The sequence below is a fragment of the Zobellia galactanivorans genome (assembly GCF_000973105.1).
GTDB lineage: Bacteria > Bacteroidota > Bacteroidia > Flavobacteriales > Flavobacteriaceae > Zobellia > Zobellia galactanivorans.
Genome location: NC_015844.1, coordinates 711,482 through 733,320, shown reverse-complemented (window position 1 = coordinate 733,320; position 21,839 = coordinate 711,482). Strand labels below are relative to the sequence as shown.

Below are 21,839 nucleotides of genomic sequence, written 5' to 3'. Positions count from 1 at the left end.
AATGATATAAATTTGCACCCTGTTTAAAGAAAAATCAGCGCGATGTCAAAAGTTTGTGAAATTACGGGAAAGAGAGCGATGTTCGGTAACAATGTATCGTTCTCTATCAATAAGACCAGAAGAAGGTTTAATGTCAATCTTTCTAAGAAACGTTTTTATATTCCCGAAGAAGACCGATGGGTAACTTTGAAGGTTTCAGCAAAAGCGTTGAAAATTATCAACAAAAGGGGTATTTCTGCGGTTTTGAAAGAAGCGAAGGCAGAAGGATTGGTAAAATAAGCTAGAATACGATGGCAAAGAAAGGAAATAGAATACAGGTTATTTTGGAATGCACCGAACATAAAGATTCGGGCATGCCAGGTACTTCAAGGTATATCACTACCAAGAACAAAAAGAACACTCCCGAAAGAATGGAGATTAAAAAGTTCAATCCTATTTTAAAGAGGATGACAATCCATAAGGAGATTAAATAAGTTTTCGTATCAACGGGGACATAAAAGAAATTAGTCATGGCAAAGAAGACGGTAGCAAGTTTACAGACAAGTTCAAAAAGATTGACAAAAGCCATTAAAATGGTGAAATCGGCAAAAAGTGGTTCTTACACTTTTGTTGAATCCGTTATGACCCCAGAAGCGGTCAACGAATGGTTGTCTAAAAAGTAAGATACTTTTATAGTATGATGAAGCCTCTTCGTAAAGAAGGGGCTTTTTTTGTTGCTCCTATACCGAGATGAGAAAAGCCCCCGTTTAAACATGGATCGTTTTAAAGCCATGGTAGTGCCAATTAAAGTAAAAACTTCCGCCTTACTTTATTATCTTTGAGCCTATTAATACAAAGAAAACATGAGTTTGTTCAAGAATATATTTTCTTCAAAGAAAAAGGAAAGCCTTGACAAGGGCTTGGAGAAATCTAAAACTTCCTTTCTCTCTAAGCTTAGCAAAGCGGTTGCCGGTAAGTCTAAAGTAGATGACGATGTACTCGATAACCTAGAGGAAGTTCTTGTTTCTTCCGATGTCGGGGTTACCACGACCTTAAAAATTATTGACCGCATCGAGGCTCGTGTCGCCAAGGATAAGTATATGGGTACCGACGAGCTCAATACTATTCTTCGCGAAGAAATATCCGGTCTTCTTTCCGAGACCAATTTGGGGAACCAAACCGAATTTTCAGTACCACAAGATAAAAGGCCCTATGTCATTATGGTGGTAGGTGTAAACGGCGTGGGGAAGACCACGACCATTGGTAAGTTGGCCTATCAGTTTAAGAAGCAGGGCTTAAAAGTGGTTTTAGGTGCAGCCGATACCTTCCGTGCTGCGGCCATCGATCAATTACAGGTGTGGGCCGATCGTGTTGACGTTCCCATCGTAAAACAAAAAATGGGCAGTGATCCGGCTTCTGTCGCTTTCGATACCTTGAGTTCGGCCGTCAAGCAAGATGCCGATGTCGTGATTATCGATACGGCAGGACGACTTCATAATAAGGTGAACTTGATGAACGAGTTGACGAAGGTCAAACGGGTAATGCAAAAAGTGGTCGATAATACACCCCATGACGTTTTGTTGGTGCTCGATGGTTCAACCGGGCAGAATGCTTTCGAGCAGGCCAAACAATTCACCAAGGCCACTGAAGTAACCTCGTTGGCGGTTACCAAATTAGACGGTACCGCAAAAGGCGGTGTGGTCATCGGTATCTCCGATCAATTTCAAATTCCCGTCAAGTATATTGGCGTCGGAGAGGGAATTGAAGACCTGCAGGTGTTCAACAAGCATGAATTTGTAGACTCCTTCTTTAAGGTATAACGGCGTTTAATTTAGCCCACAGTTCATTATCGAAGCTTGAGAGTCCTAATTGGTTTTCCCCAGCACTTTCGCCGCACCTAACAATAACCAGACCTTGGCTGGGAACGACGTAGATTTTCTGGTCGTTGGCACCTAGGGCCGCAAATAGGTCGGAGGGGGCATTGGGTATCAGTTCGCTCGATACCACTTCTTGGGAGGTCGTACCCATATAACTTTGTTTTCCGTTTAACCACCACAAATAGCCATAGCTTTTATTCAGTTCTTGGGAGGTATCGGTCATTTGGTCGAAGTAGGTTTTGCTTACGATCGAACTCCCGTCCCAACTCCCTTTGTTCAGGGCGAGTAGTCCGAAGCGTGCCATGCTTCGGGTGGTACTGTTGTATAGGTTCAAGCCTAGGGCTTTGGTCCAATTTCCCCGCATTCCGATACGGTCTTCAAGTTTGGTTTTTCCATAGTTCTGAAAGTCCATTCCCGTACTTTGGGTCAGAATATTTTGAAGAACGATAAAACCGCCCTGATGGTAGGCCCAACGGGTGCCGGCATCTGCAGTATACTCCAAACAACTTGGGGTGGTACAGACCCACGGTATGTAGTCGCCCACATGGTCGGTCAAGCCAGTGGTCATGCTTAAATGGTGCTGTACGGTAATCAGGTTTTCCTTTTCTATAGGTAGTGAAGTCCAATTCGTTCCGAGATAATCGGAGGTTTTGTCGGTAATATGGAGCAGGCCTTCCTCTTGTGCAATACCGGTGATGGTCGCCGTTAGGCTCTTGGCGGCGGAGAACCAGGTCCATTGGCTATCGGCCGTATGGCCATTGAAGTATTTTTCAAGAACGATACGGCCGTCTTTCAAAACCATAAAACCCTTGGTCCGGTTTACGTCTAAATACTCATATAGACTTTCTATTTCCGTTTCGTTCCAAGCGAGTTGGGCAGGGGTGAGTGTATCCCAAGTGGTACTTGAAATGGCTGGGAAATACATGCCCTGTGGAACTGGGTCGATTTCGACTTCGGATTCTACCTTGTCGTAGGAACAACTAAAAAGAAACAGTAAAAGGAAGCTTAATACAGAGTTGGTGATATATTTCATGACCTCGATTTCTTATAGGACGTCAAATGGCTATTAAAGTTTAACGCAATTCAACAAGAAATCGTACCAAAAGGAAGCTGTTCGTTCATCTTGTTGTATTTTTGCGGTCAATTTCCAATTATGAGAACAAAATCGCAGAAGCAGAATAAAATCAATGTAGTTACTTTGGGATGCTCGAAAAACGTGTATGATTCCGAAGTGCTCATGGGGCAGTTGCGTGCCAACGAAAAGGAAGTGGTTCATGAGGAGGAAGGTAATGTTGTTGTAATAAATACTTGCGGCTTTATCGCCAATGCAAAAGAGGAAAGTGTCAATACGATTCTGGAATATGTTCAGAAGAAGGAGGCCGGTGAAGTAGATAAGGTATTCGTGACCGGATGCCTAAGTGAGCGCTATAAGCCCGATTTGCAAAAGGAAATTCCGAATGTAGACGAGTATTTCGGCACCAGTGAACTTCCTAATTTGTTGAAGGCCCTTGGCGCCGATTATAAGCACGAGCTTATAGGGGAGCGTTTGACGACCACACCAAAAAACTACGCCTATTTAAAAATTGCCGAAGGTTGTGATCGACCTTGTTCGTTCTGTGCCATTCCTATTATGAGGGGCAAGCATAAGAGTACGCCCATTGAAGACTTGGTGACCGAAGCTGAAAAGTTGGCCGCCAAGGGTGTCAAGGAACTGATTCTCATTGCGCAAGACTTGACCTATTACGGTCTTGACCTCTATAAAAAGCGCAACTTGGCCGAGCTATTGCAAGCTTTGGTAAAAGTTGAAGGTATTGAGTGGATCCGATTGCATTATGCCTTCCCGACGGGCTTTCCTTTAGATGTTCTTGACGTAATGAAGGAAGAACCTAAGATCTGTAATTACTTGGATATTCCCCTGCAGCATATTTCAGATTCCATCCTAAAAAGTATGCGTCGCGGTACAACACAGGCCAAAACGACAAAGTTGCTAAAAGAATTTAGGGCGGCGGTACCTGAAATGGCCATTCGTACCACTTTGATCGTGGGTTACCCTGGGGAAACCGAAGAAGATTTCCAAACCCTAAAAGAATGGGTGGCCGAAATGCGCTTCGAGCGATTGGGCTGCTTTACCTATAGCCATGAAGAGAATACCCACGCCTATACCTTAGAAGATGATGTTCCCGAGGAGGTCAAGCAAGAAAGGGCTAACGAGATCATGGAGCTGCAATCACAAATTTCATGGGAGTTGAACCAAGAAAAAATCGGACAGACCTTCCGTTGTATTATTGACCGCAAAGAAGGAACGTACTTTGTCGGACGAACGGAATTCGATTCCCCCGATGTTGATAACGAAGTCCTCATTGATGCTTCAAAATACTATCTGAAACAGGGAGAGTTTGCAAATATAAAAATAACCGATGCCGCAGATTTCGATCTTTACGGCGAGCCGGTATAATGATATGTCCTAGAAGTAGGGACTTTTTGAAAAGAATTGAAAACCTGTCTTGAACGAGACAGGTTTTTTTATGGCCCGGTCTCTGGGCTTATTTTTAAACGTACTAATTACACTTCAATATTATTCACTACTTTAGGGGAAACCAATCGTAACGGTGAGAACTGCTGCTTATGGTGAGATAAAAATAACCCTAGAACTTTAGTTGAATAGTATGGATGACTTGCGAATCGAAAAAATAGAACTTTTTAAAGTACCGCCACGTTGGCTTTTTCTCAAAATAACCACGAAAAGCGGAATCATAGGTTGGGGAGAGCCGGTTGTAGAAGGCAAGGCCGCTACGGTCGAAGCCTGTGTTAACGAATTGTCACAGTACCTTATCGGTCGTTCGGCCAATGATATAGAAGATATTTGGCAGACGCTTTATGGGGGTGGTTTCTACCGCGGCGGGCCTATTCTTATGAGCGCCATTTCAGGGATAGACCAAGCACTTTGGGATATAAAAGGCAAGCACCTTGGTGTTCCGGTATACGATCTTTTAGGGGGTGCGGTACGGAAGAAAATGAAAATGTACTGCTGGATAGGAGGGGATCATCCCGAAGTTGTTCTAGAGCAGGCAAGGGAAAAAGTAGAGCAAGGCTACAAAGCCGTAAAAATGAATGCTACGGGAGCCTTTGCATGGATCGATTCCTTACAGAAAATTAAGACTGTGGCCGATAATATCCGATTGCTTCGGGAGGAGTTTGGCGATACTTTGGATATTGGACTCGATTTTCACGGAAGAATACACAAAGGTATGGTCAAACGTCTGATCGACGAACTGGCGCCTTACAACCCTATGTTTATCGAGGAACCGGTGTTGAGCGAGAATAAGGAAGCCTTTGATCATATTTATCCGTATACCAGTATTCCAATAGCAACCGGCGAACGTATGTTTTCCCGTTGGGATTTTAAGGAACTTTTGCATAGGGGAACGGTAGATATCATTCAGCCCGATTTAAGCCATGCCGGGGGAATCTCGGAAGTGCGCAGAATCGCGGCCATGGCGGAAGCTTACGACGTAGCCTTGGCGCCACATTGCCCCTTGGGCCCAGTAGCGCTTGCCTCATGCCTACATGTTGATTTCAATTCCATAAATGCGGTAATCCAAGAAAGTAGTTTGGGTATTCATTACAACAAAGGTTTTGATCTGTTGGATTATATGGACAACCCCGAAGTGTTCGATGTAAAGGATGGCTATATAGAACTCCTGAAAAAACCGGGCCTTGGGGTAGAAATCAACGAAGAGAAGTTGAGGGAAGGCCAGAAAATTGGTCATAACTGGGCCAATCCTGTCTGGAGAAATGAAGACGGTAGTTTTGCCGAATGGTAAGAAATAATAACTTAAATATCAGTTTTAGAATGATTTAGTGCTTAAATTAATCCAACTTTAACCAACCACCTATGCTTTATCTTGTAGCTTTAATTTGTGCCCTGACCTTTATAATCATGGGCATTGTCCGATGGAAAATCCATCCGTTTTTTGTGCTTTTACTGGCTGCCATTGGCTACGGATTCATCACCGGAATGGGCGTAGAGGCTATTATAGACTCCGTAAACAACGGTTTTGGTAGCATCATGGGCAAAATCGGACTTATTATTTTCTTTGGTGTGGCCATAGGCACCGTACTCGAAAAATCAGGAGGGGCTATGGTCATTGCTACGCGTATGATCCAGCTTATTGGCGAGAAATCCATTCACTTGGCCATGATGCTAACCGGCTATCTTCTTTCGATTCCCGTTTTTGCCGATAGTGCCTTTATTATTATGAATTCATTGAACAAGGCCCTTTCCGAAAAGGCCAAGGTTTCTTATGCCGGTACTACCGCGGCCTTGGCATTGGGCCTGACCGCCACCCACGTCATGGTACCGCCGACACCCGGACCAATTGCCGCGGCCGGTATTTTGAATGCGGAATTGGGGAGTGTTATATTATGGGGATTGATCGTTAGCTCCTTGTCTTTGGTCAGCTGCTATTTTTTTGCGACCAAAATAGCTTCCAAAGTATATGTGCCTATCCGGATGGAAGTTGCTCCCGATGTGGTACATCGACCCAAATTGTCGCTTTCCCTGTTGTGTATTATAGTACCGATTATTCTGATCGTTTTAAAATCGATTTTTGATTACCCCGAACTTCATATGACAGGCATGGCGGTATATCCGGTCATTGCTTTTTTGGGTACTCCTGTAATAGCATTGCTGATAGGGGTGGCTTTGTCTTTATTGCTTCCTGAGAAATTAGATGCCCAAGTCTATTCAGCAACAGGTTGGTTGGGCGATTCGTTGCGTATTGCGGCACCTATTATTTTAATTACGGGCGCAGGGGGCATTTTTGGTGCCATGCTTCAAAACTCGGGTTTCGCCGAGTTGATTACCGAAAGCTTTTCGGGTATGTCCATAGGTTTATTTTTTCCTTTTTTGTTGGCAGCTTGTTTGAAGACTACCCAAGGTTCCTCTACCGTGGCCTTGATAACAACGGCTTCCATTGTCGCACCTATGATGCCCGCCTTGGGCCTAGATGAAACTTTTATGAAAACGATGACGGTTTTGGCCATTGGGGCCGGTTCTACCGTAGTTTCACACGCCAACGATAGCTTCTTTTGGGTGTTTACCACATTAACGGGAATGGATGTCAAGCAAGGAAACCAGATACAGACGGTTGGGACCTTAGTATTAGGTACCTCGGCCATGACCTTGATATTCTGTATTTCACAACTCATGGGCTAGGTTTCAGGGGATAATCGATTTTAAATAAATTGGACATGAAAAAAATTTTTGTAATTGTTTTAGTGATGGGGCTTCACACCGCACTTGTTTCACAAGAAAGGGAAGACCGTTTTTCTGTTGAAATTCTAGATAGTGAGGCATTACAGCTTATAGATGCGAATGCCAAAATTGAAGTTATAGGAAGTGGGTTTACATGGACGGAAGGCCCCTTGTGGATTGCGGATGGCGATTACCTCCTGTTTTCCGACATCCCGAACAATACCGTGTTTAAGATCGATGCCTTAGGAAATACTAGCGAATACCTCAAGCCGTCAGGTTATTTGGGTAAAAGCGATTACGGGGCGGAGCCTGGTTCGAACGGATTGCTGTTGAGCCCGAAAGGAGAGCTTGTGTTGATGCAGCACGGGGAACGACGGGTAGCCAAAATGAAAAGTGGGTTGAACGCTCCTAAGGCAGATTACGAAGCAATTGCCGATTCATTTGAAGGAAAGCGCTTTAACAGCCCGAATGACGGTGTTTTCGATGCCGAGGGGAATCTCTATTTTACCGATCCGCCATATGGGTTGCCCCAACAGATGGACGACCCCCAAAAAGAACTCGATTTTCAAGGGGTGTATTGTTTGAAAACCACAGGGGAAATCGTTTTGGTAGATAAATTATCAAGACCGAATGGCATTGCGGTAAGTCCCGATGCTTCCAAATTGTACGTGGCGGTTTCCAATCCCGAACACGCCGTATGGTACCAGTACGATATTTTAGCGACGGGAAGGGTCGAAAACAAAAGGATTTTTTACGACTTAACCCCAATGGTAGGTCAGGAAGGGCAACAAGGCCTGCCCGATGGTATGAAAATGCACAGCAAAGGCTATCTGTTTGCTACGGGACCCGGTGGGGTTTGGATTTTTAATGAATCGGGAAAACCGGTGGCCAAAATCCATACCGGTGAAAAAACGGCGAATTGTGCTTTCGGAAAAGGTGAAAAAATACTCTACCTGACGGCCGATGATTATATATTTAAGGTTTCGCTTAAATAAAACGTGATATCTATTTATACAAAAGCCCCCCGGAACGTCGGGGGGCTTCGTAGTTGGGAATACTTGCGGGCTATACTAAGTCATTGACTATTTTGGCCCATTTTTCGGCGGTTTGCAGCTCTCCGTTCAGTTGTAGGTTATTATGGCTGTTGAAAAGCTCAAAAACGACATTGCGACGGTCGGCCGGACGGGTAGTGAAAACCAGTTCGATTCGTTCGATGACCTGCTCTACCTTTCCTTTATTTCGGAACGTCTTTCCAATTCTAGAGGCTTTGCATGACTTTACGTCTTTCAGGTCTACCGAAAGTTTTTCAGAGGCGTCCCTTTCTTCCTTATAGAAAAAAACAACCTTTTTATTGGTGTCCATTCCTATTATAAAATCGCCCAAATACTCGTGTTCGTGTATTTTGCAGTTTTCTTGTTCCGCAAAATCGCTTAGGGAACGGAGCATTGCTTTTTCTTTTTTCTTGACACTTCTGGTAACCAAAACAAAGGGGATTACACATACTAATACGGATATGGCCCCGACAAGGGACGTACCTAAATCTAAATTCATTTTTTTAAGTTTTTAAATGGATAAATGGGGCAGTGCGTGGAGCAAGCCCGATGGTAATGGGTCAAATCAAAGATTTGACATGGGGTACTTAAAAAAAAGGATTTACCAGAAGTAATGAAAAGGGAATATCATATCCGATTTTCGATAAGAAATAAGCAAGTTTCTCGAAAAACGGGTGTATTGGGTGAGTTTGCTTTCAAAGGTGCGCTCACTGGCTTTGAAATAGCCCGAAAACTTGTCCGGACCTTCAAGCCAATCAGCGGAGTTGCTCGATGGGTTGTCTATCGTTGTTTCCGATTCGGAGGTATGGCAGTAAAGTTTGGCCGATACCGAAGAGATAGATTCCTTAGGGGAATGGCTTTGGTTTTCTGCCGAAAGGGTCTGGTCGGTATTTAACCCCATGCCGATGGCGCAGCAATAAATTGCCGTCAGCACAAATAAACCAAATACCTTTTTAACCGATTTCATTCGGCAAAGGTAAAATTATATTGGTTTGTAGATGTTAAAAAAAACTAATGATTTAGGCATTCTTGAACGGCGTTCAATCCTTCCATGTTGTCGGAAAGTACGACCAAGGTATCGCCTTGTTGAATTTCGGTGGCCCCTTTGGGGGTAATGTAAACATCGTCTCGTTTGATCATGGCAATGATGGCGTTCTTGGGAAAGTTTAAATCGACGATTTTTTTGTTGACCGAAGAGCATTGGGCCCCAATGGTGATTTCCTTCATGACCGCCTTGGGTATTTCGGCGAGGAACTTCTCTTTTTCGTAAATACGCTTGGCCTTTTCGGGAAGGCCAACGTGTAGCCATTTTGCAACAATGGCCAAGGTCGTACCTTGTATAAGGACCGAGGTCACCGAAATAAAGAAAACGATATTGAAAATGATATGCGCCTTGTCGATGCCCGCCAATAGGGGGTAGGTGGCAAACACGATGGGTACGGCTCCCCGAAGACCTACCCATGAAATATAGAAGCGCCTACGGAGTTTCATTTTAATGAACATTAGGCTAATGAATACACCTATAGGTCTCGCTATAAAAATCAAGAACAGTGAGATGGTGAGGCCGATGCCGATATAAGGTACCACATGACTGGGGAAGACCAAAAGCCCTAGTGTAAGGAAGAGCACGATCTGCATCAGCCAGGCCAGACCATCGAACATACGAAAGATGGTTTTTTTGTGGATGAGATCTTGATTCCCCAAATAAACGGCGCAAATATAGATGGCCAAAAACCCGTTTCCTCCTATAAAATCGGTTGCCGAAAAGGTAATAAACATCATGGTGATGACCAGTACGGGATAAAGCCCTTCAAAATCTAATCTTATCTTGTTGATGACCAGCTTGCTCAACTTGCCAAAACCGAAACCTGCCGCGCCACCAAGAATCATCTGTTGTAAAAACAAGGGAACTATAGAGGCCAGTCCTTGATCTTGGTTCACGACCAAGGAAAGAAAGGCAATGGTAAGTACGTAGGCCATGGGGTCGTTACTGCCACTTTCGAGTTCCAGGGTCGGTCTAAGGTTGGTTTTGAGGGCGAGGCTTTTTCCCCGTAGAATAGAGAAAACCGCAGCGGCGTCGGTAGAGGAGACTATGGAGCCTAGTAGTAAACTTTCATAAATGGTAAAATCGGTGACATAGTATACAAATATACCTAATGAGACCGCGGTGAGCAATACGCCCAGGGTCGAAAGCAAGATACCTTCTTTGAGAATGGGCTTTACGGCAGGCCAACTGGTATCAAGGCCTCCCGCGAACAAAATAAAATTCAGCGAAACCACACCGATGAATTGGGCGATTTTGGGATCGTCGAATACAATACCACCTATGCCCTCCGATCCGGCCAACATTCCGATGCCCAGGAAAAGTAGCAAGGTAGGTACCCCAAATTTGTACGAGGTTTTACCTACGACAATACTAATAAAGAGTAATAAAGAGCCAATTAAGACAATATTTTCGATAGTAAGATTCATTCGCTTTGCATGCTTAAAAAATATCTGTGCAAGATATTGTTTCTAGGTAAGGAAATCAATCAAAAATAGCGGCGAGTTACCATTAATATCAATAAAAATTGGCTTGAAATAATGTAAAAATGCCATTACCATCGTGAAGCCATGAACTTGGTTCGCTAACAATGGTAATGGCACATCCGAAAGGATCTATGAAACTACGTTTTCGGTTTTTTTATAATACTTCTTTCGCAGCCAAAACGAAACCCGAACCAGCAAAATAAGGGCGGGAACTTCTACCAAGGGCCCGATAACCCCGGCAAAGGCCTGGCCTGAATTTAATCCGAAGACGGCTATGGCAACCGCAATGGCCAGTTCAAAGTTGTTTCCGGCGGCGGTAAAGGCCACGGAAGTGGTTTTGTCATATGTGGCCCCCGTGGCTTTTGTAACGAAGAAACCTATGATAAACATAAGCGCAAAATAAATGAGCAAGGGTACGGCAATGATGAGTACATCCATAGGAATTTCAACGATCAGCTCGCCTTTTAAGGAAAACATGACCACGATGGTAAACAGAAGGGCGATCAAGGTCATGGGAGATACGGTAGGGATAAACTTTTTTGAGTACCATTCCTCTCCTTTTAAACGTACGAGAATAGAGCGGCTCAATATGCCCAGAACGAAGGGTATGCCTAGGTATATGGCAACACTTTCGGCAATGGTGGCAATTGAAATGTCAACAATGGCCCCGTCAAAACCAAAATAGGGGGGTAGTACGGTAATAAAGATATAGGCATAAAAACTATAGGCGAACACCTGAAAGATACTGTTCAGTGCCACAAGTCCGGCCCCATATTCACTACTGCCATCGGCGAGGTCGTTCCAAACCAGTACCATGGCGATGCACCGTGCCAAGCCGATCAAAATTAGCCCGACCATATATTCCGGATAATCTTGAAGAAAGGTAATGGCCAGCAAAAACATAAGAACGGGCCCTATGATCCAGTTGAGTACCAATGAAATGGATAAAATCTTGATATTTCTAAAAACCTTGGGGAGTAGGGCGTAATTTACCTTGGCCAAGGGCGGGTACATCATTAGGATGAGGCCGATGGCAATAGGTATATTGGTCGTTCCACTGCTTGCGGAATTTATCAGGTCGGGAAGCTGGGGAAAAAAATTGCCGATAGCGACACCGAGTATCATGGCGGCAAATATCCAAAGCGTGAGGTAGCTATCTAAAAAACTTAACTTTTTAGCCATTTTTAGGGGTTATTTTTGAGAAAACAAAAAACAGTTCGGTAGCAATTTGAATACTCCTTTCATGGTACTTTTCTGCCTGCTGTGGGGTGTTGTCGAAAACTTTTGGGTCTTCGAATGTGATGGGAATCCGTTTTTCGGCACCCGCAATAAATGGGCAGCCACCATCGGCCTGACTGCAGGTCATAATGGCCGCAAAATTGGATTGGGGGTTAAAATCGTCATCCAAGGTTTTTGAAAAACAAATAACAGGATGCTCGTTGGGGGCATATTTAATGCTGTAAACGGGATTTTTGTCATCGGATCTTCTTACCACATCGAAACCGGTATTGCCCAGTGTTTCGGCCGCCATGGGAAACAAAGCCGTGGCTTCCGTTCCTCCGGAATAGCAAAAAACGTTCTTGATATTGAAATGATAGGCCATGGCCTGTGCCCAGACTTGCGAAAGGTGGCTTCTGCGAGAGTTGTGGGTGCAAATAAAATTCAGGCGTATGGTTTCATCGGCATCTACCTTGCCCTGGATAAAATCGATTAGGGGTTGCAATATCGTTTTTCGCGCATCGGAAATAGAACCCGTTTGCAGGGAGGCAATGGTGTTCTCAATTTTTTCAAAAGTTTTCATTAAAATATGTTTAGTTGGAAATTTAGGAGAAACGCTTAACAACACCCGCTTTTAGGGTCACAAGAACTCCCTTGTCCCAAGTCGGAAAATTGTAGTTTCGGTTTTTCGGTAGGAATGCCACAGTTTTCCTTGGCCAAGCAATCCGTTTGTTTGGTCGTTAACAAGAAGTTGGTGCCGTCAAAATCCAAACCGAATTTGCCGATGGTATCCCCTTGGTATTCGACCTCGATTTCAAGGTCACCTATGCCCAAGGTCTTTTCGGAAAGCTCAATAATGTGCAATAGTTTTTCAGGGTGTAGTCTGTGGTCGTAGTCGTTGGCGTTCCAGAGTTGAAAATTTACGACCTCTTCGTTGCGCACGGTGCCCCCGCAATCTATAAAGTGTTTGGTGATTTTACCTATTTCCGTTACGTGAAAGTGGCTCGGTACCAATTCCCCATTGGGAAGTTGAAAGGCTATTTTCTCTAATTTAGAAAGTTCTGATTTGATTTCTGATAGTTTCATAATCTATTTTTTATTTATTGTAATTTTACGATTAAGCAGTTCAAATTTTTTTAGCAACAATTTGATTTTGGAAGGTCTTGATCCAAGAATTTGAACATGACTTCCTTCATTTGGGTCCAGTTTTCCTTATGGATGCAATAACAAACGCTGGTTCCTTCAACGGTGCCTTTTATAAGGCCTAGGTTCTTGAGTTCTTTCAAGTGTTGTGAAATGGTCGGTTGTGCCAATCCTATTTCATTTACCAGGTCGCCACAGACACAGGCGTTTATTTTAAATAAATGTTCAAGTATGGCTACCCGTGCCGGATGCCCGAAAACCTTTGCATAGAGTGCAATCTCATTTTGAAGGTCTGTGAATATTTCGGTTTTGGCGAGTCCCATACTTTTGTATTTGTATATTGCAATATTACGATTAATAAAAGTACGGAATTAAGTTCGGGGCGATTTTAACAGAATTTTTATTTTCAAAGGTGTTACGGTTAAATTTTCAAAAGGCAGTTGAGTCGTATGGAATTCCCTTTGTCGTCATCGGTAACCAAGGAGAGTCTCAGCTTGCCATCGGGAGTTTTTTCGGCCACGGTGACCGATTCTACTTTTAGGGGAGTGTCGTTGTTCGGTATGGCCGCAACTCCGTATTTTTTCGAAAAAGTATTGTTGACAATAGGAATGGCCCCGATAAAGCTTCCTGCAATCTGGCCATCGTTATAGGCTGTTCCTGTTTTTTCTACGGATGCGGTAAAGAGAACTAGGTTTTCCTCTTCCAAGATAGTGGCTCCTGAAAAGCCTGACTCAAAACCATCGATCTGCGGTAGTTTATAAACTAGGGCCTGAGGTTCGGAAAAAGTTTTTCTTCCTTCCAAATAATCGAGCAAATCGGAATAATCAAAGATGAAAATTACGTTTTTGCCCCTATTGAAGAGATAAATATTCTCATGGTAGAGGGCTACGCCCTCAATGTTCAGGTGGGCGCCATCTAGGGCGTGGTGCTTTCTTAAATGGTCGTAGAATTCCGAAACCTGATAGGTATTTACATTGATACTATCGTTTAAGGTAATGTGCAAAAAAATATCCCTTTCAGGAGATTTTGCCCCAGAACCAAAAGCTAGGATCTCGTTTTCGTTAACACTTTCCAAGGCTTCAAAATCGGGTTTTTTAACCTTGTCGAGCCTATTTCCGTCTAAGAGCTCCGTGGAATAGATGAGCGATTTGTCAAGTATGCGTCCGTCTTCGTCGACCTTGAAGAGGTAGGGGGAGTCGTCACCTATTACGAAAAATTTGTCACCGGCCTTTGTGATGCCGGACGCGCTAGGTACATTTTCGAGTAAGGTGGTATCTATGACTTCTAGTTCCAGAAGAGGCCTGTTGCAGGTGGTCGCAATAGTTAGGAGTAAGGAAATAAAGGCTATTTTCATTAGCTATGTTTCTTGGTGAAAATGGAAATATCAGTCTACATAACTAATGGCCCATCTGGGTTCACCTTTTTGTTATCCGGGCAAATTTAGCTATTTGTATAAAAACAATACCCCTTCGGGCAAGGGTTTGATCGATCTATCTTGCAATTGCGGAACGGAACTTACTTGTTTTTGATATGATAGAACAACAATTCGACCGAGTCACCTGGCAAACGTATGGTTCCGTTTTGGCGAAGGCCAAGTTTAGAGAGTAATCGTTGTGAAGCTTTGTTATCTATTCTCGTAATGGCGGATAGCTCTTCAAGGTGAAAGATGTTGAAAGCCATTTCTTTTAGCTTGAGTGCGGCTTCAAAGGCATATCCTTTTTTCGCATATTCGGGTAGAAAAGCAAACCCGATATCGATACAGGGTAGGCCATCCCGTTTGTATAGACCGCAAGATCCGACTTTGGCGCCATCGGAGGTTCGAATTACGGTATAGTTGCCATAACCTAGCTTTTCGAACTGAGGCCTTATTTTGGTATTGATATAGGTTTGGGCATCGTTTACCGTATATACCTTTCTATCGCCAATATATTTGATCCAACCTGGGGAATTAAAGAGTTCATGGATAAAGATTGCGTCTTCCACGGTGGTCGGTTTTAAGTTTAATCTTTCGGTGTTAAATGCCATGGTAGTTGTGTAGGAATAAAGTGTAAAAAATGAACGTTTTTTAATTCGTTGTTTTTTCTTTTTTCTTGGTATCGGTGTATTTTTGTTAAATTTCCTTGGTGGGTTCTGGTCCGTGCCGTCCCAAAGTGCTTTTTTTTCGTATAACCTTTAGAGAGGAGTAGGTTTAAATCGAAACTCCCATTAAACCAAATCGATATAGAATACCGAATAATGTCTAAAAGTAGTAAAATTGAGAGTAGAGGGGGGGTGATTATCATGATTATAGTGGCATTATTGGCCGTTATGGAGGTGGTAAATAGCAAGTTGGAAGAAAAGATTGCCAGCTCTAATTACAAGTATGTCAGTTATTCAAATTGGTACAATGCAAAGAGTATCAAGCAGATATTAAAAGAAAACCAGCGAGATTATCTAGAATCGTTGCGGAGTGCAGGTCTGGTGGAAGATGAGAAAATGGATCAGCTAGATTTCAGGATAGAGATGACCAACGACCTGATCCGCAAATACGAAGAGGAAAAAACCGAAATACTATTGGGTTCCGATAATATTCCCCGTTCGGCCTGGTCGCAAGACCTTGATGGTGAAATGGGAAAAATAGTTGGGCTCCGCGCTTGGGAGGAGGTAGGTATCTCCAATCGAAAGCTAGTGGCGCAAATCGATATCGGAATACTTTTTCTTCAGATCAGTATTCTCTTTGGTGTTCTAGGCATGATCATTCATGATAACCGAAGATTGCAAGAGGTCTTTACAGGGCTGATGATAGCCTCGGGCTTTATAGGGCTTGCGGTCAGTATATACGGGTATTATTCCCTATTGTAAATCATTTTTTTAAATGAATTCGCCCTAGCATGGATTACCTGATGGGCCACCATGCTTCGGTTTGGGTCTCCGATAAAGTATAGGGCACTCCTAACTTGGGGAAGGTGACCTCCAAACCTTTTTCCTTGGCCGTATTTTTAAAGATTGTGGCAGGTTCTGTCCAGTCGTGTTGCGCCAAGGCGAATCCCGCCCAGTGTACGGGCATGGCTTTTTTTACTTGTGCGTCAAGTGCCGCCTGAACGCTTTCTTCGGGAAACATATGGATCTGTCGCCATTTTTCATTGTATTGTCCCGCTTCCATAAAGCCAAAATCGAAGGGCCCCAGCTTTCTTCCGATCGTTTTAAAGTGATCGCCATAGCCACCGTCACCACTGAACCAAATATTGAGATTTTCTGATTTAAAGGCCCATCCGCCCCAAAGTGATTTGGCCCTATCGGTCAGTCCCCTTCCCGAGAAGTGCCTGCTTGGGGTAAAGGTGATTTGAATGTCGGCATAGGAGGTGTTGTTCCACCAGTCGAATTCCGTAATTAGGCCAGGGTCTATGCCCCAAGCGATCAAATGGCGTTTGACGCCAAGGGCTACATAATAGTTTCTGGTCTTGTTTTTTAATTTTTGAATGCTGTCATAATCGAGGTGGTCATAATGATCATGGCTTAGTAGCATCAGGTCGATTTCTGGGAAATCGTCGATGAGCGCCAATGCGTTTTCTGAAAAGCGTTTGGTCTTGAACGGGGCGATAGGGGATGCATTGGGCCCCAACATAGGATCTATTAATATAGTCTTGGCGTTCATCCGTATCAAAAGGGCCGAATGTCCGTACCAAATGTAGTTGAAGTCGGCGCCTTCCCGTAAAAAGGATGCTTTGTTGAACGGGGCTATGGGGAGGGGCGTGGCAGGTTCCCTTTTTTCTTTGTCGGTAAACTGTCGGTATAGAAGTTTGGGTATGTCCCAAAAGCTGATGGACATTCCTGTGTCTTCCAGGTTTTGAAACTTGCCTTCTTTCCAGTTTTCCGATTGACCGTACCGCTTAATGAGGGTGTCGGTCAATTGGCCGCCAAATTGTTTTCTAAAGTTTTTCAAGTAGTCGTATTGAGGGAGTCAATATAATCATTTCGGGGCTAATCGACCATGAAAAGGGCATTGGAAAAGAGGAGTTTCCCGTTTTCCCAAAAACCTCTGAACAAGGGGTTGTCTACCATGTAGACCAACTGTCCCGAGCCATATTTCTCTACTCCGAAGACCAATGTTTCGGCAATTTTTTGTTGGGCATCGCTACCGGCAAAACCGGCCACGGGTTCAATGTTGTTGCCGTCGAGATAGGCTACGGTGCCTTTGTTGAGGTATGCATAGGCATCGCCCCCCAGTTTAAGGCTAAAGTAAATGTCGTCATACCCATAGGCCAAAGGGTGTGTGTTGTTTATTCTGGTTTTGAAAATGGCCCCTGTTATTTCATTCTTGATTTGCTCCCTTTGATCATGGTCATAGACCGGTATGGGGGCTATGCTGTCTTTCTTGATGTTTTTGGCCTTGAGTTGAAGCGTTTTGTCTTTTGCAAAATCTTTTAGGGCACTTCCCATTGCTATTAATTTACCGCCATCCCTTACCCATTGTTTGAGGCTTTTCATTCGGGCTGGGTTTAAAAATTGACTGTACGGCTTACCGCTGGGCAGGATCAAAATGTCGTATTCGGAAAGATCAACGGTATTGAAGTAGTCGCTATTGAGCACGCTTACCGGGTACTGTAGCTGTTGTTCGAAAAAATACCAGATTTCACCAAAATTCAGGGTAGAGGTGGGCTTGCCCGAAAGCAGTGCCACCTTTGCCTTTTTTAGGGGCTGTACCGAATGCGAACCAAAATCTTTTCCCCCGTCAACAAAACCGGTAGAGGTAGGGTATATCACCTTTTGGTGCCTTAAGGCTTTGGATCGTAAGCTGTCCAAGAAATCCGGAAGGTTTTTATTGTCCGATTTGGTAATGATAAGAGTGCCTCGGTCGTAAGAAACACCATCCATAACAAAGGGGTTTTGGGCATAACGCACCTTAATATCGCTATTGAGCAGGTCGGCCAAGAATCGGGCATCGCTAAAGCTGTTCCATTTTATAAGAAAGGCGTACGACTTGCTTGAGAGTTCTTCTAAGTTTAGGGCATCGAATTTGTTCCGGTCCGTTGTGGTTTGTGCGGCAACCTTGGTTTCCGAAGCAATGGCATTAAGTCCATAGGCATAGGGCAAAGACCATGCGGTAATATCATAGGTCAGGGAGTCGCTCAATTTTGTATTGGGTTCAAAGAGTACCTTTACCAGGGTTCCCTTTTTTTGATCGGAATTGACTACTAAGGCATTATTGTCGATTTTTACCGAGCCGTTCTTGCCTAAAACATAGTTGAAACCCTTTGCGGTCTTGTCGGTGGCCCATCCGTATTCGATTTCGTGCTTGGTCAGTAATTCGGTCAAGGCCTTCAGTTTGTCGGGGTTGCCGTTCAGTACATAACTTTTGTACTTAAAGTCCTTGGGCTGGTAGAATTTTTTGAATTCTTGGTTTAAGCGAACCGCGTTCTGTGATGCGATTTCAAGGGTCGATAGTCCCGTGGTATGGTGGTGAAGGATCCTGTCCTTCAAGGTTAACGTATCGCCTGTGCCTGTTCGTACGCCTAGGCCCGCGCTACCGCTACCGCCTTGTTCGTACGTCATGCCGATACTTCCGTTGTAGGTAGGGAAGGTATCTCCATAGCTTGGGTACAATAGGTCGAAGACTTCCTTGGTAAAATAAAACCATCCGTTCGCATCAAAATATTTTGCGTGGTTTTTGCCTACGGTCGTTTGAAATTCTCGCTGAAAATCGGTAATCACTTCGTGAAAAGGTTCCGCCGCGGGGGCGAAATAATACGGACTGTCCACACCTTGTTCGTGGAAATCGACGTGTACATGTGGCAGCCACTTGTTGTAGACCTTTATTCGTTGCCTGCTTTCAACTTGTGTAAGCCATGCCCAATCTCGGTTCAGGTCGAACATATAGTGGTTGGGCCTACCGTTTAGCCAAGGTTCGTGATGCTCCGCACTGTTGGGGTCTATGGTGTAGGGCGAATTTTTATATTGATTGTACCAGTTTACATATCGATCGCGACCGTCAGGGTTGACACATGGGTCTACAATGACCAAGGTGTTTTCTAAATATTCCTCTTTCTGGGTCAATAGTTCGTACACGGTTTTCATAGAGGCTTCCGTGCTTACGCTTTCATTGCCGTGTACGTTATAGCTCATCCATACGATAGCAATGTTGGGCTCCCCTTTTCCTTCGGTGTTCTTTAGGTGTTCCAGCCTGATTTTTTCACGACTTTTTATGTTCTTGGCCGTTGATATATAGGCCAAGATCAGCGGTCTGCCTTCGTTGGTTTCCCCGTAGTTTTCAAGTTGTACGCGAGAGGGATCGTTTTCCGCGAGATACGAATAATAGTCGACTACACGGTGATGTGGGGTAAATCGCGTACCCAGCTCATAACCTAAAAAATCTGACGGAGCCTTTAAATTCTGTGCATGAGAGCTTAGACAGGTGCAAATGAACAAGAGGGAAATGAAAAATCTCATATAGCGAATGTTTCCTAAGGATGCTATCAAAGCTACTGATTATTGGCCGTATATGGTAAGTTTTTCCATTAGTGGTACGAAAAACAGGTTGAAGTAATTAACGTATTTTTAGGAAGCCGCATTGGCGAAGAGTTTTATATTTACACCCTTATGGAAATTGACTGTTTACCTTTTTACAAAACCGGCTATTTTACCGAATTTATTTGCGATTATCTTGCTGAAGAACCGCAGGTGCGAAATTTTTACCATCGGTTTCCGAACCTGGATAATTTTGAGGCCCAAATAGCCGAGAAGGCGACGAGTTTTCCCGATGGGAACAGGGAAGTGCTCTATGAGGCGCTCCAAAAACAGTACAAGGGTTTCGAGGTTACCGATGCGACCCGAACACATCTTAAAAAATTAAAGGAACCTATTACTTTTACCGTGGTGACCGGGCATCAGTTGAATCTTTTTACCGGGCCATTGTACTTTCTTTACAAGATCGTTTCTACCATAAACCTGACAAAGGAGCTTAAAACGGCCTATCCGAAATATAACTTTGTTCCCGTCTATTGGATGGCTACGGAGGACCATGATTTTGAGGAAATCAACTATTTTAATTTCCGAGGAAAAAAATTAAAATGGAACAGAACGGCCTCGGGCGCCGTAGGGCACTTAGATACGAAGGGCCTTGATGAAATTTTTGAGGCATTTTCAAATCAAATAGGCAACAGTGCCAATGCCAAGGCGCTAAAGGAGCTATTTAGAAAATCGTATTTGGGGCATAATAATTTGGCCGAGGCCACGCGCTATTTGGCAAATGAACTCTTTGGAAAGGAAGGTCTGGTCATTGTGGATGGCGATGATAGAAATTTAAAAAGCCTTTTGCTTCCTTATGCCGAGAAAGATATCTTCGACCAATTGGCCTATAAAAAGGTTTCGGAAACCATAACAGGCTTTGAGGCCCTTGATAAAAAATATGGGGTACAGGTCAATCCGCGTGAAATCAACTATTTCTATCTGAAAGACGGACTCCGTGAACGTATCGTAGAACAGAACGGGGCTTATTTCGTAAACGATACCGAAATCCGTTTTACAAAGGAAGAACTACAAAAAGAATTAAAAGCGTATCCTGAGCGGTTCTCGCCCAATGTCATTGCGCGTCCCTTATATCAGGAAGTTATCTTGCCTAATCTTTGTTATATCGGGGGAGGAGGGGAAATAGCCTATTGGCTGGAACTCAAGACTATGTTCGAGGCCATGCAGGTGCCGTTCCCGGTTTTGTTGCTTAGGAATTCGGCCTTGGTGATTACCGACAAACAAAAGGGAAAGCTTGAAAAAATGAATCTTTCGGTAGCCGATATTTTTTTAAGGCAAAGCAGTTTTATCAATAAAAAAATAAGGGAAATATCGAATATCGATATCGACTTTACGCCCCAAAAACAATATTTGGAAGAGCAGTTCAAGGCCATGTACGATTTGGCCGAACAGACCGATGCTTCTTTTCTAGGCGCCGTAAAGGCCCAGGAAGTAAAGCAAAAGAAAGGCCTTGAAAATCTTGAAAAACGATTGCTGCAAGCGCAAAAACGCAAGCTAAAAGACCATGTCATGCGCATGACGGAAATCCAAAACGAACTCTTTCCGAATAAATCATTGCAAGAGCGTAACGTGAACTTTTCTGAACTATATCTCGAACTGGGCGAAGATTTGATTCCGATGCTCTTAGAGGCTTTAAAGCCTTTGCAACTGGAGTTTACGGTCATTAAGGTGTAGCCCTTGAAGGCTTAAGGAGCCAAGAATTTTCCGGACCAAGATCCATCGGTTTTTGAAAACAGTACCCTTATATGCTTAGGTTGCCTCACTTTGAGGTATTCAATACTCGTAGGCTCGATTTTTATGGCGCAGAAGTAATGCTCGTTTAGGTATTCTACGGATCCAGGGTTTTCGATAGGGCTTCCGGGAGCTAGGTGGGTGGTGTAGTCTTTTTTGTTGCTATCCGGCACGGTACTCCAATAGGTTTTTAATAAGTCGGTATCCGTAATTATCGATGCCTTTCCTTTTAAACCAATCTGCAATAGGTTCTTTGGGTGGTAGAACAACAAGCTTACGGTTCCGTTTTTTTCTATATCCTTGACTTTTTGCGAGCGCCTATCCGTATAAAACACCACATCTAGATTGTCGTTGAAGTGCCTAAAGACCACGGTCCGTTGGCTCGGGTGGTCCGATTCATCGGTAGTGGCCAGTGTAAAAAAACGAAATGGATGTCCTATTTCGGTTATTCCTTTTTTTATTTCGTCTAGGGTTTCATCCCAGTAAATAGAGGTCATGGGCGTGCTTTTGAATAAAAGTAGAAAAAACTTTTAAAAAGAGGTAGGGTAT

The 21,839-nt window shown here is 43.8% G+C and carries 23 protein-coding genes; 10 read left to right on the top strand and 13 right to left on the bottom strand.

Annotated elements, in window-relative coordinates; all coding sequences use genetic code 11:
• Positions 1-42: 42 nt before the first annotated feature.
• The 4 genes from rpmB (at position 43) to ftsY (ending at position 1,799) form a co-directional block, all read left to right on the top strand.
• A complete protein-coding gene (gene rpmB / locus ZOBGAL_RS02760) occupies positions 43-279 on the top strand; it encodes a 50S ribosomal protein L28 (RefSeq protein WP_013991978.1) in 237 nt (78 codons plus the stop codon).
• An 11-nt stretch (positions 280-290) separates the two neighbouring features.
• Positions 291-473: a 50S ribosomal protein L33 gene (gene rpmG, locus ZOBGAL_RS23005; RefSeq protein ID WP_013991977.1), complete on the top strand. Its 183-nt coding sequence runs from the start codon at positions 291-293 to the stop codon at positions 471-473.
• Positions 474-509: 36 nt separating this feature from the next.
• Positions 510-662: a DUF4295 domain-containing protein gene (locus tag ZOBGAL_RS23000; RefSeq protein WP_013991976.1), complete on the top strand. Its 153-nt coding sequence runs from the start codon at positions 510-512 to the stop codon at positions 660-662.
• Between the two features lie 180 nt (positions 663-842).
• Complete coding sequence (ftsY, locus tag ZOBGAL_RS02750; RefSeq protein ID WP_013991975.1) at positions 843-1,799, top strand: signal recognition particle-docking protein FtsY; 957 nt, start codon at positions 843-845, stop codon at positions 1,797-1,799.
• Here the strand turns inward: ftsY and ZOBGAL_RS02745 are convergent.
• Positions 1,789-2,889, bottom strand: a complete 1,101-nt coding sequence (locus ZOBGAL_RS02745) for a serine hydrolase domain-containing protein (protein ID WP_013991974.1) — start codon at positions 2,887-2,889, stop codon at positions 1,789-1,791. The genes ftsY and ZOBGAL_RS02745 overlap by 11 nt on opposite strands.
• Before the next feature lie 120 nt (positions 2,890-3,009).
• On the opposite strand from ZOBGAL_RS02745, the gene rimO reads away from it, so the two are divergent.
• From rimO to ZOBGAL_RS02725, 4 genes are all read left to right on the top strand, one after another.
• The gene (gene rimO, locus ZOBGAL_RS02740) at positions 3,010-4,311 is read left to right on the top strand and encodes a 30S ribosomal protein S12 methylthiotransferase RimO (RefSeq protein WP_013991973.1); all 1,302 of its coding nucleotides are present in this window, start codon (positions 3,010-3,012) and stop codon (positions 4,309-4,311) included.
• 211 nt (positions 4,312-4,522) lie between these two features.
• Positions 4,523-5,680: a galactonate dehydratase gene (gene dgoD / locus ZOBGAL_RS02735; protein WP_013991972.1), complete on the top strand. Its 1,158-nt coding sequence runs from the start codon at positions 4,523-4,525 to the stop codon at positions 5,678-5,680.
• Between the two features lie 71 nt (positions 5,681-5,751).
• Entirely contained in the window at positions 5,752-7,074 is a 1,323-nt protein-coding gene (locus ZOBGAL_RS02730) for a GntP family permease (RefSeq protein WP_013991971.1), read from the top strand.
• A 35-nt stretch (positions 7,075-7,109) separates the two neighbouring features.
• The gene (locus ZOBGAL_RS02725; RefSeq protein WP_013991970.1) at positions 7,110-8,108 is read left to right on the top strand and encodes an SMP-30/gluconolactonase/LRE family protein; all 999 of its coding nucleotides are present in this window, start codon (positions 7,110-7,112) and stop codon (positions 8,106-8,108) included.
• Positions 8,109-8,178: 70 nt separating this feature from the next.
• Here the strand turns inward: ZOBGAL_RS02725 and ZOBGAL_RS02720 are convergent, their stop codons facing one another.
• From ZOBGAL_RS02720 to ZOBGAL_RS02680, 9 genes are all read right to left on the bottom strand, one after another.
• Complete coding sequence (locus ZOBGAL_RS02720; protein ID WP_013991969.1) at positions 8,179-8,664, bottom strand: hypothetical protein; 486 nt, start codon at positions 8,662-8,664, stop codon at positions 8,179-8,181.
• 102 nt (positions 8,665-8,766) lie between these two features.
• Positions 8,767-9,132: a hypothetical protein gene (locus ZOBGAL_RS02715; protein WP_013991968.1), complete on the bottom strand. Its 366-nt coding sequence runs from the start codon at positions 9,130-9,132 to the stop codon at positions 8,767-8,769.
• Positions 9,133-9,176: 44 nt separating this feature from the next.
• On the bottom strand, positions 9,177-10,637 hold the full coding sequence (locus ZOBGAL_RS02710; protein ID WP_013991967.1) for a potassium/proton antiporter: 1,461 nt from the start codon (positions 10,635-10,637) through the stop codon (positions 9,177-9,179).
• A gap of 186 nt (positions 10,638-10,823) precedes the next feature.
• Entirely contained in the window at positions 10,824-11,876 is a 1,053-nt protein-coding gene (gene arsB / locus ZOBGAL_RS02705; protein WP_013991966.1) for an ACR3 family arsenite efflux transporter, read from the bottom strand.
• Positions 11,869-12,495: an arsenate-mycothiol transferase ArsC gene (locus tag ZOBGAL_RS02700; protein ID WP_013991965.1), complete on the bottom strand. Its 627-nt coding sequence runs from the start codon at positions 12,493-12,495 to the stop codon at positions 11,869-11,871. Before ZOBGAL_RS02700 ends, arsB begins: the two co-directional genes overlap by 8 nt.
• A 35-nt stretch (positions 12,496-12,530) precedes the next feature.
• The gene (locus ZOBGAL_RS02695) at positions 12,531-12,998 is read right to left on the bottom strand and encodes a DUF6428 family protein (protein WP_013991964.1); all 468 of its coding nucleotides are present in this window, start codon (positions 12,996-12,998) and stop codon (positions 12,531-12,533) included.
• Between the two features lie 50 nt (positions 12,999-13,048).
• Positions 13,049-13,378, bottom strand: a complete 330-nt coding sequence (locus tag ZOBGAL_RS02690) for an ArsR/SmtB family transcription factor (RefSeq protein ID WP_013991963.1) — start codon at positions 13,376-13,378, stop codon at positions 13,049-13,051.
• A gap of 98 nt (positions 13,379-13,476) precedes the next feature.
• Positions 13,477-14,409: a DUF6929 family protein gene (locus ZOBGAL_RS02685; RefSeq protein ID WP_013991962.1), complete on the bottom strand. Its 933-nt coding sequence runs from the start codon at positions 14,407-14,409 to the stop codon at positions 13,477-13,479.
• 161 nt (positions 14,410-14,570) lie between these two features.
• Positions 14,571-15,080, bottom strand: a complete 510-nt coding sequence (locus ZOBGAL_RS02680; RefSeq protein WP_013991961.1) for a GNAT family N-acetyltransferase — start codon at positions 15,078-15,080, stop codon at positions 14,571-14,573.
• Between the two features lie 210 nt (positions 15,081-15,290).
• Here ZOBGAL_RS02680 and ZOBGAL_RS02675 point away from each other — a divergent pair, with 210 nt between their 5' ends.
• Complete coding sequence (locus tag ZOBGAL_RS02675) at positions 15,291-15,896, top strand: DUF4337 family protein (RefSeq protein WP_013991960.1); 606 nt, start codon at positions 15,291-15,293, stop codon at positions 15,894-15,896.
• A gap of 34 nt (positions 15,897-15,930) precedes the next feature.
• On the opposite strand, the gene ZOBGAL_RS02670 is transcribed toward ZOBGAL_RS02675, so the two are convergent.
• Complete coding sequence (locus ZOBGAL_RS02670) at positions 15,931-16,977, bottom strand: MBL fold metallo-hydrolase (protein ID WP_013991959.1); 1,047 nt, start codon at positions 16,975-16,977, stop codon at positions 15,931-15,933.
• A gap of 38 nt (positions 16,978-17,015) precedes the next feature.
• Positions 17,016-19,481 (bottom strand): M14 family metallopeptidase, encoded by a 2,466-nt coding sequence (locus tag ZOBGAL_RS02665; RefSeq protein ID WP_013991958.1) that lies wholly within the window; start codon positions 19,479-19,481, stop codon positions 17,016-17,018.
• Between the two features lie 150 nt (positions 19,482-19,631).
• On the opposite strand from ZOBGAL_RS02665, the gene bshC reads away from it, so the two are divergent.
• Positions 19,632-21,233, top strand: a complete 1,602-nt coding sequence (gene bshC, locus ZOBGAL_RS02660) for a bacillithiol biosynthesis cysteine-adding enzyme BshC (protein ID WP_013991957.1) — start codon at positions 19,632-19,634, stop codon at positions 21,231-21,233.
• A gap of 11 nt (positions 21,234-21,244) precedes the next feature.
• Here bshC and ZOBGAL_RS02655 read toward each other — a convergent pair whose 3' ends face one another.
• Positions 21,245-21,787 carry a pyridoxamine 5'-phosphate oxidase family protein gene (locus tag ZOBGAL_RS02655; RefSeq protein WP_013991956.1) on the bottom strand — a complete coding sequence of 181 codons (543 nt, stop codon included), beginning with the start codon at positions 21,785-21,787 and terminating at the stop codon, positions 21,245-21,247.
• Positions 21,788-21,839 lie beyond the last annotated feature (52 nt).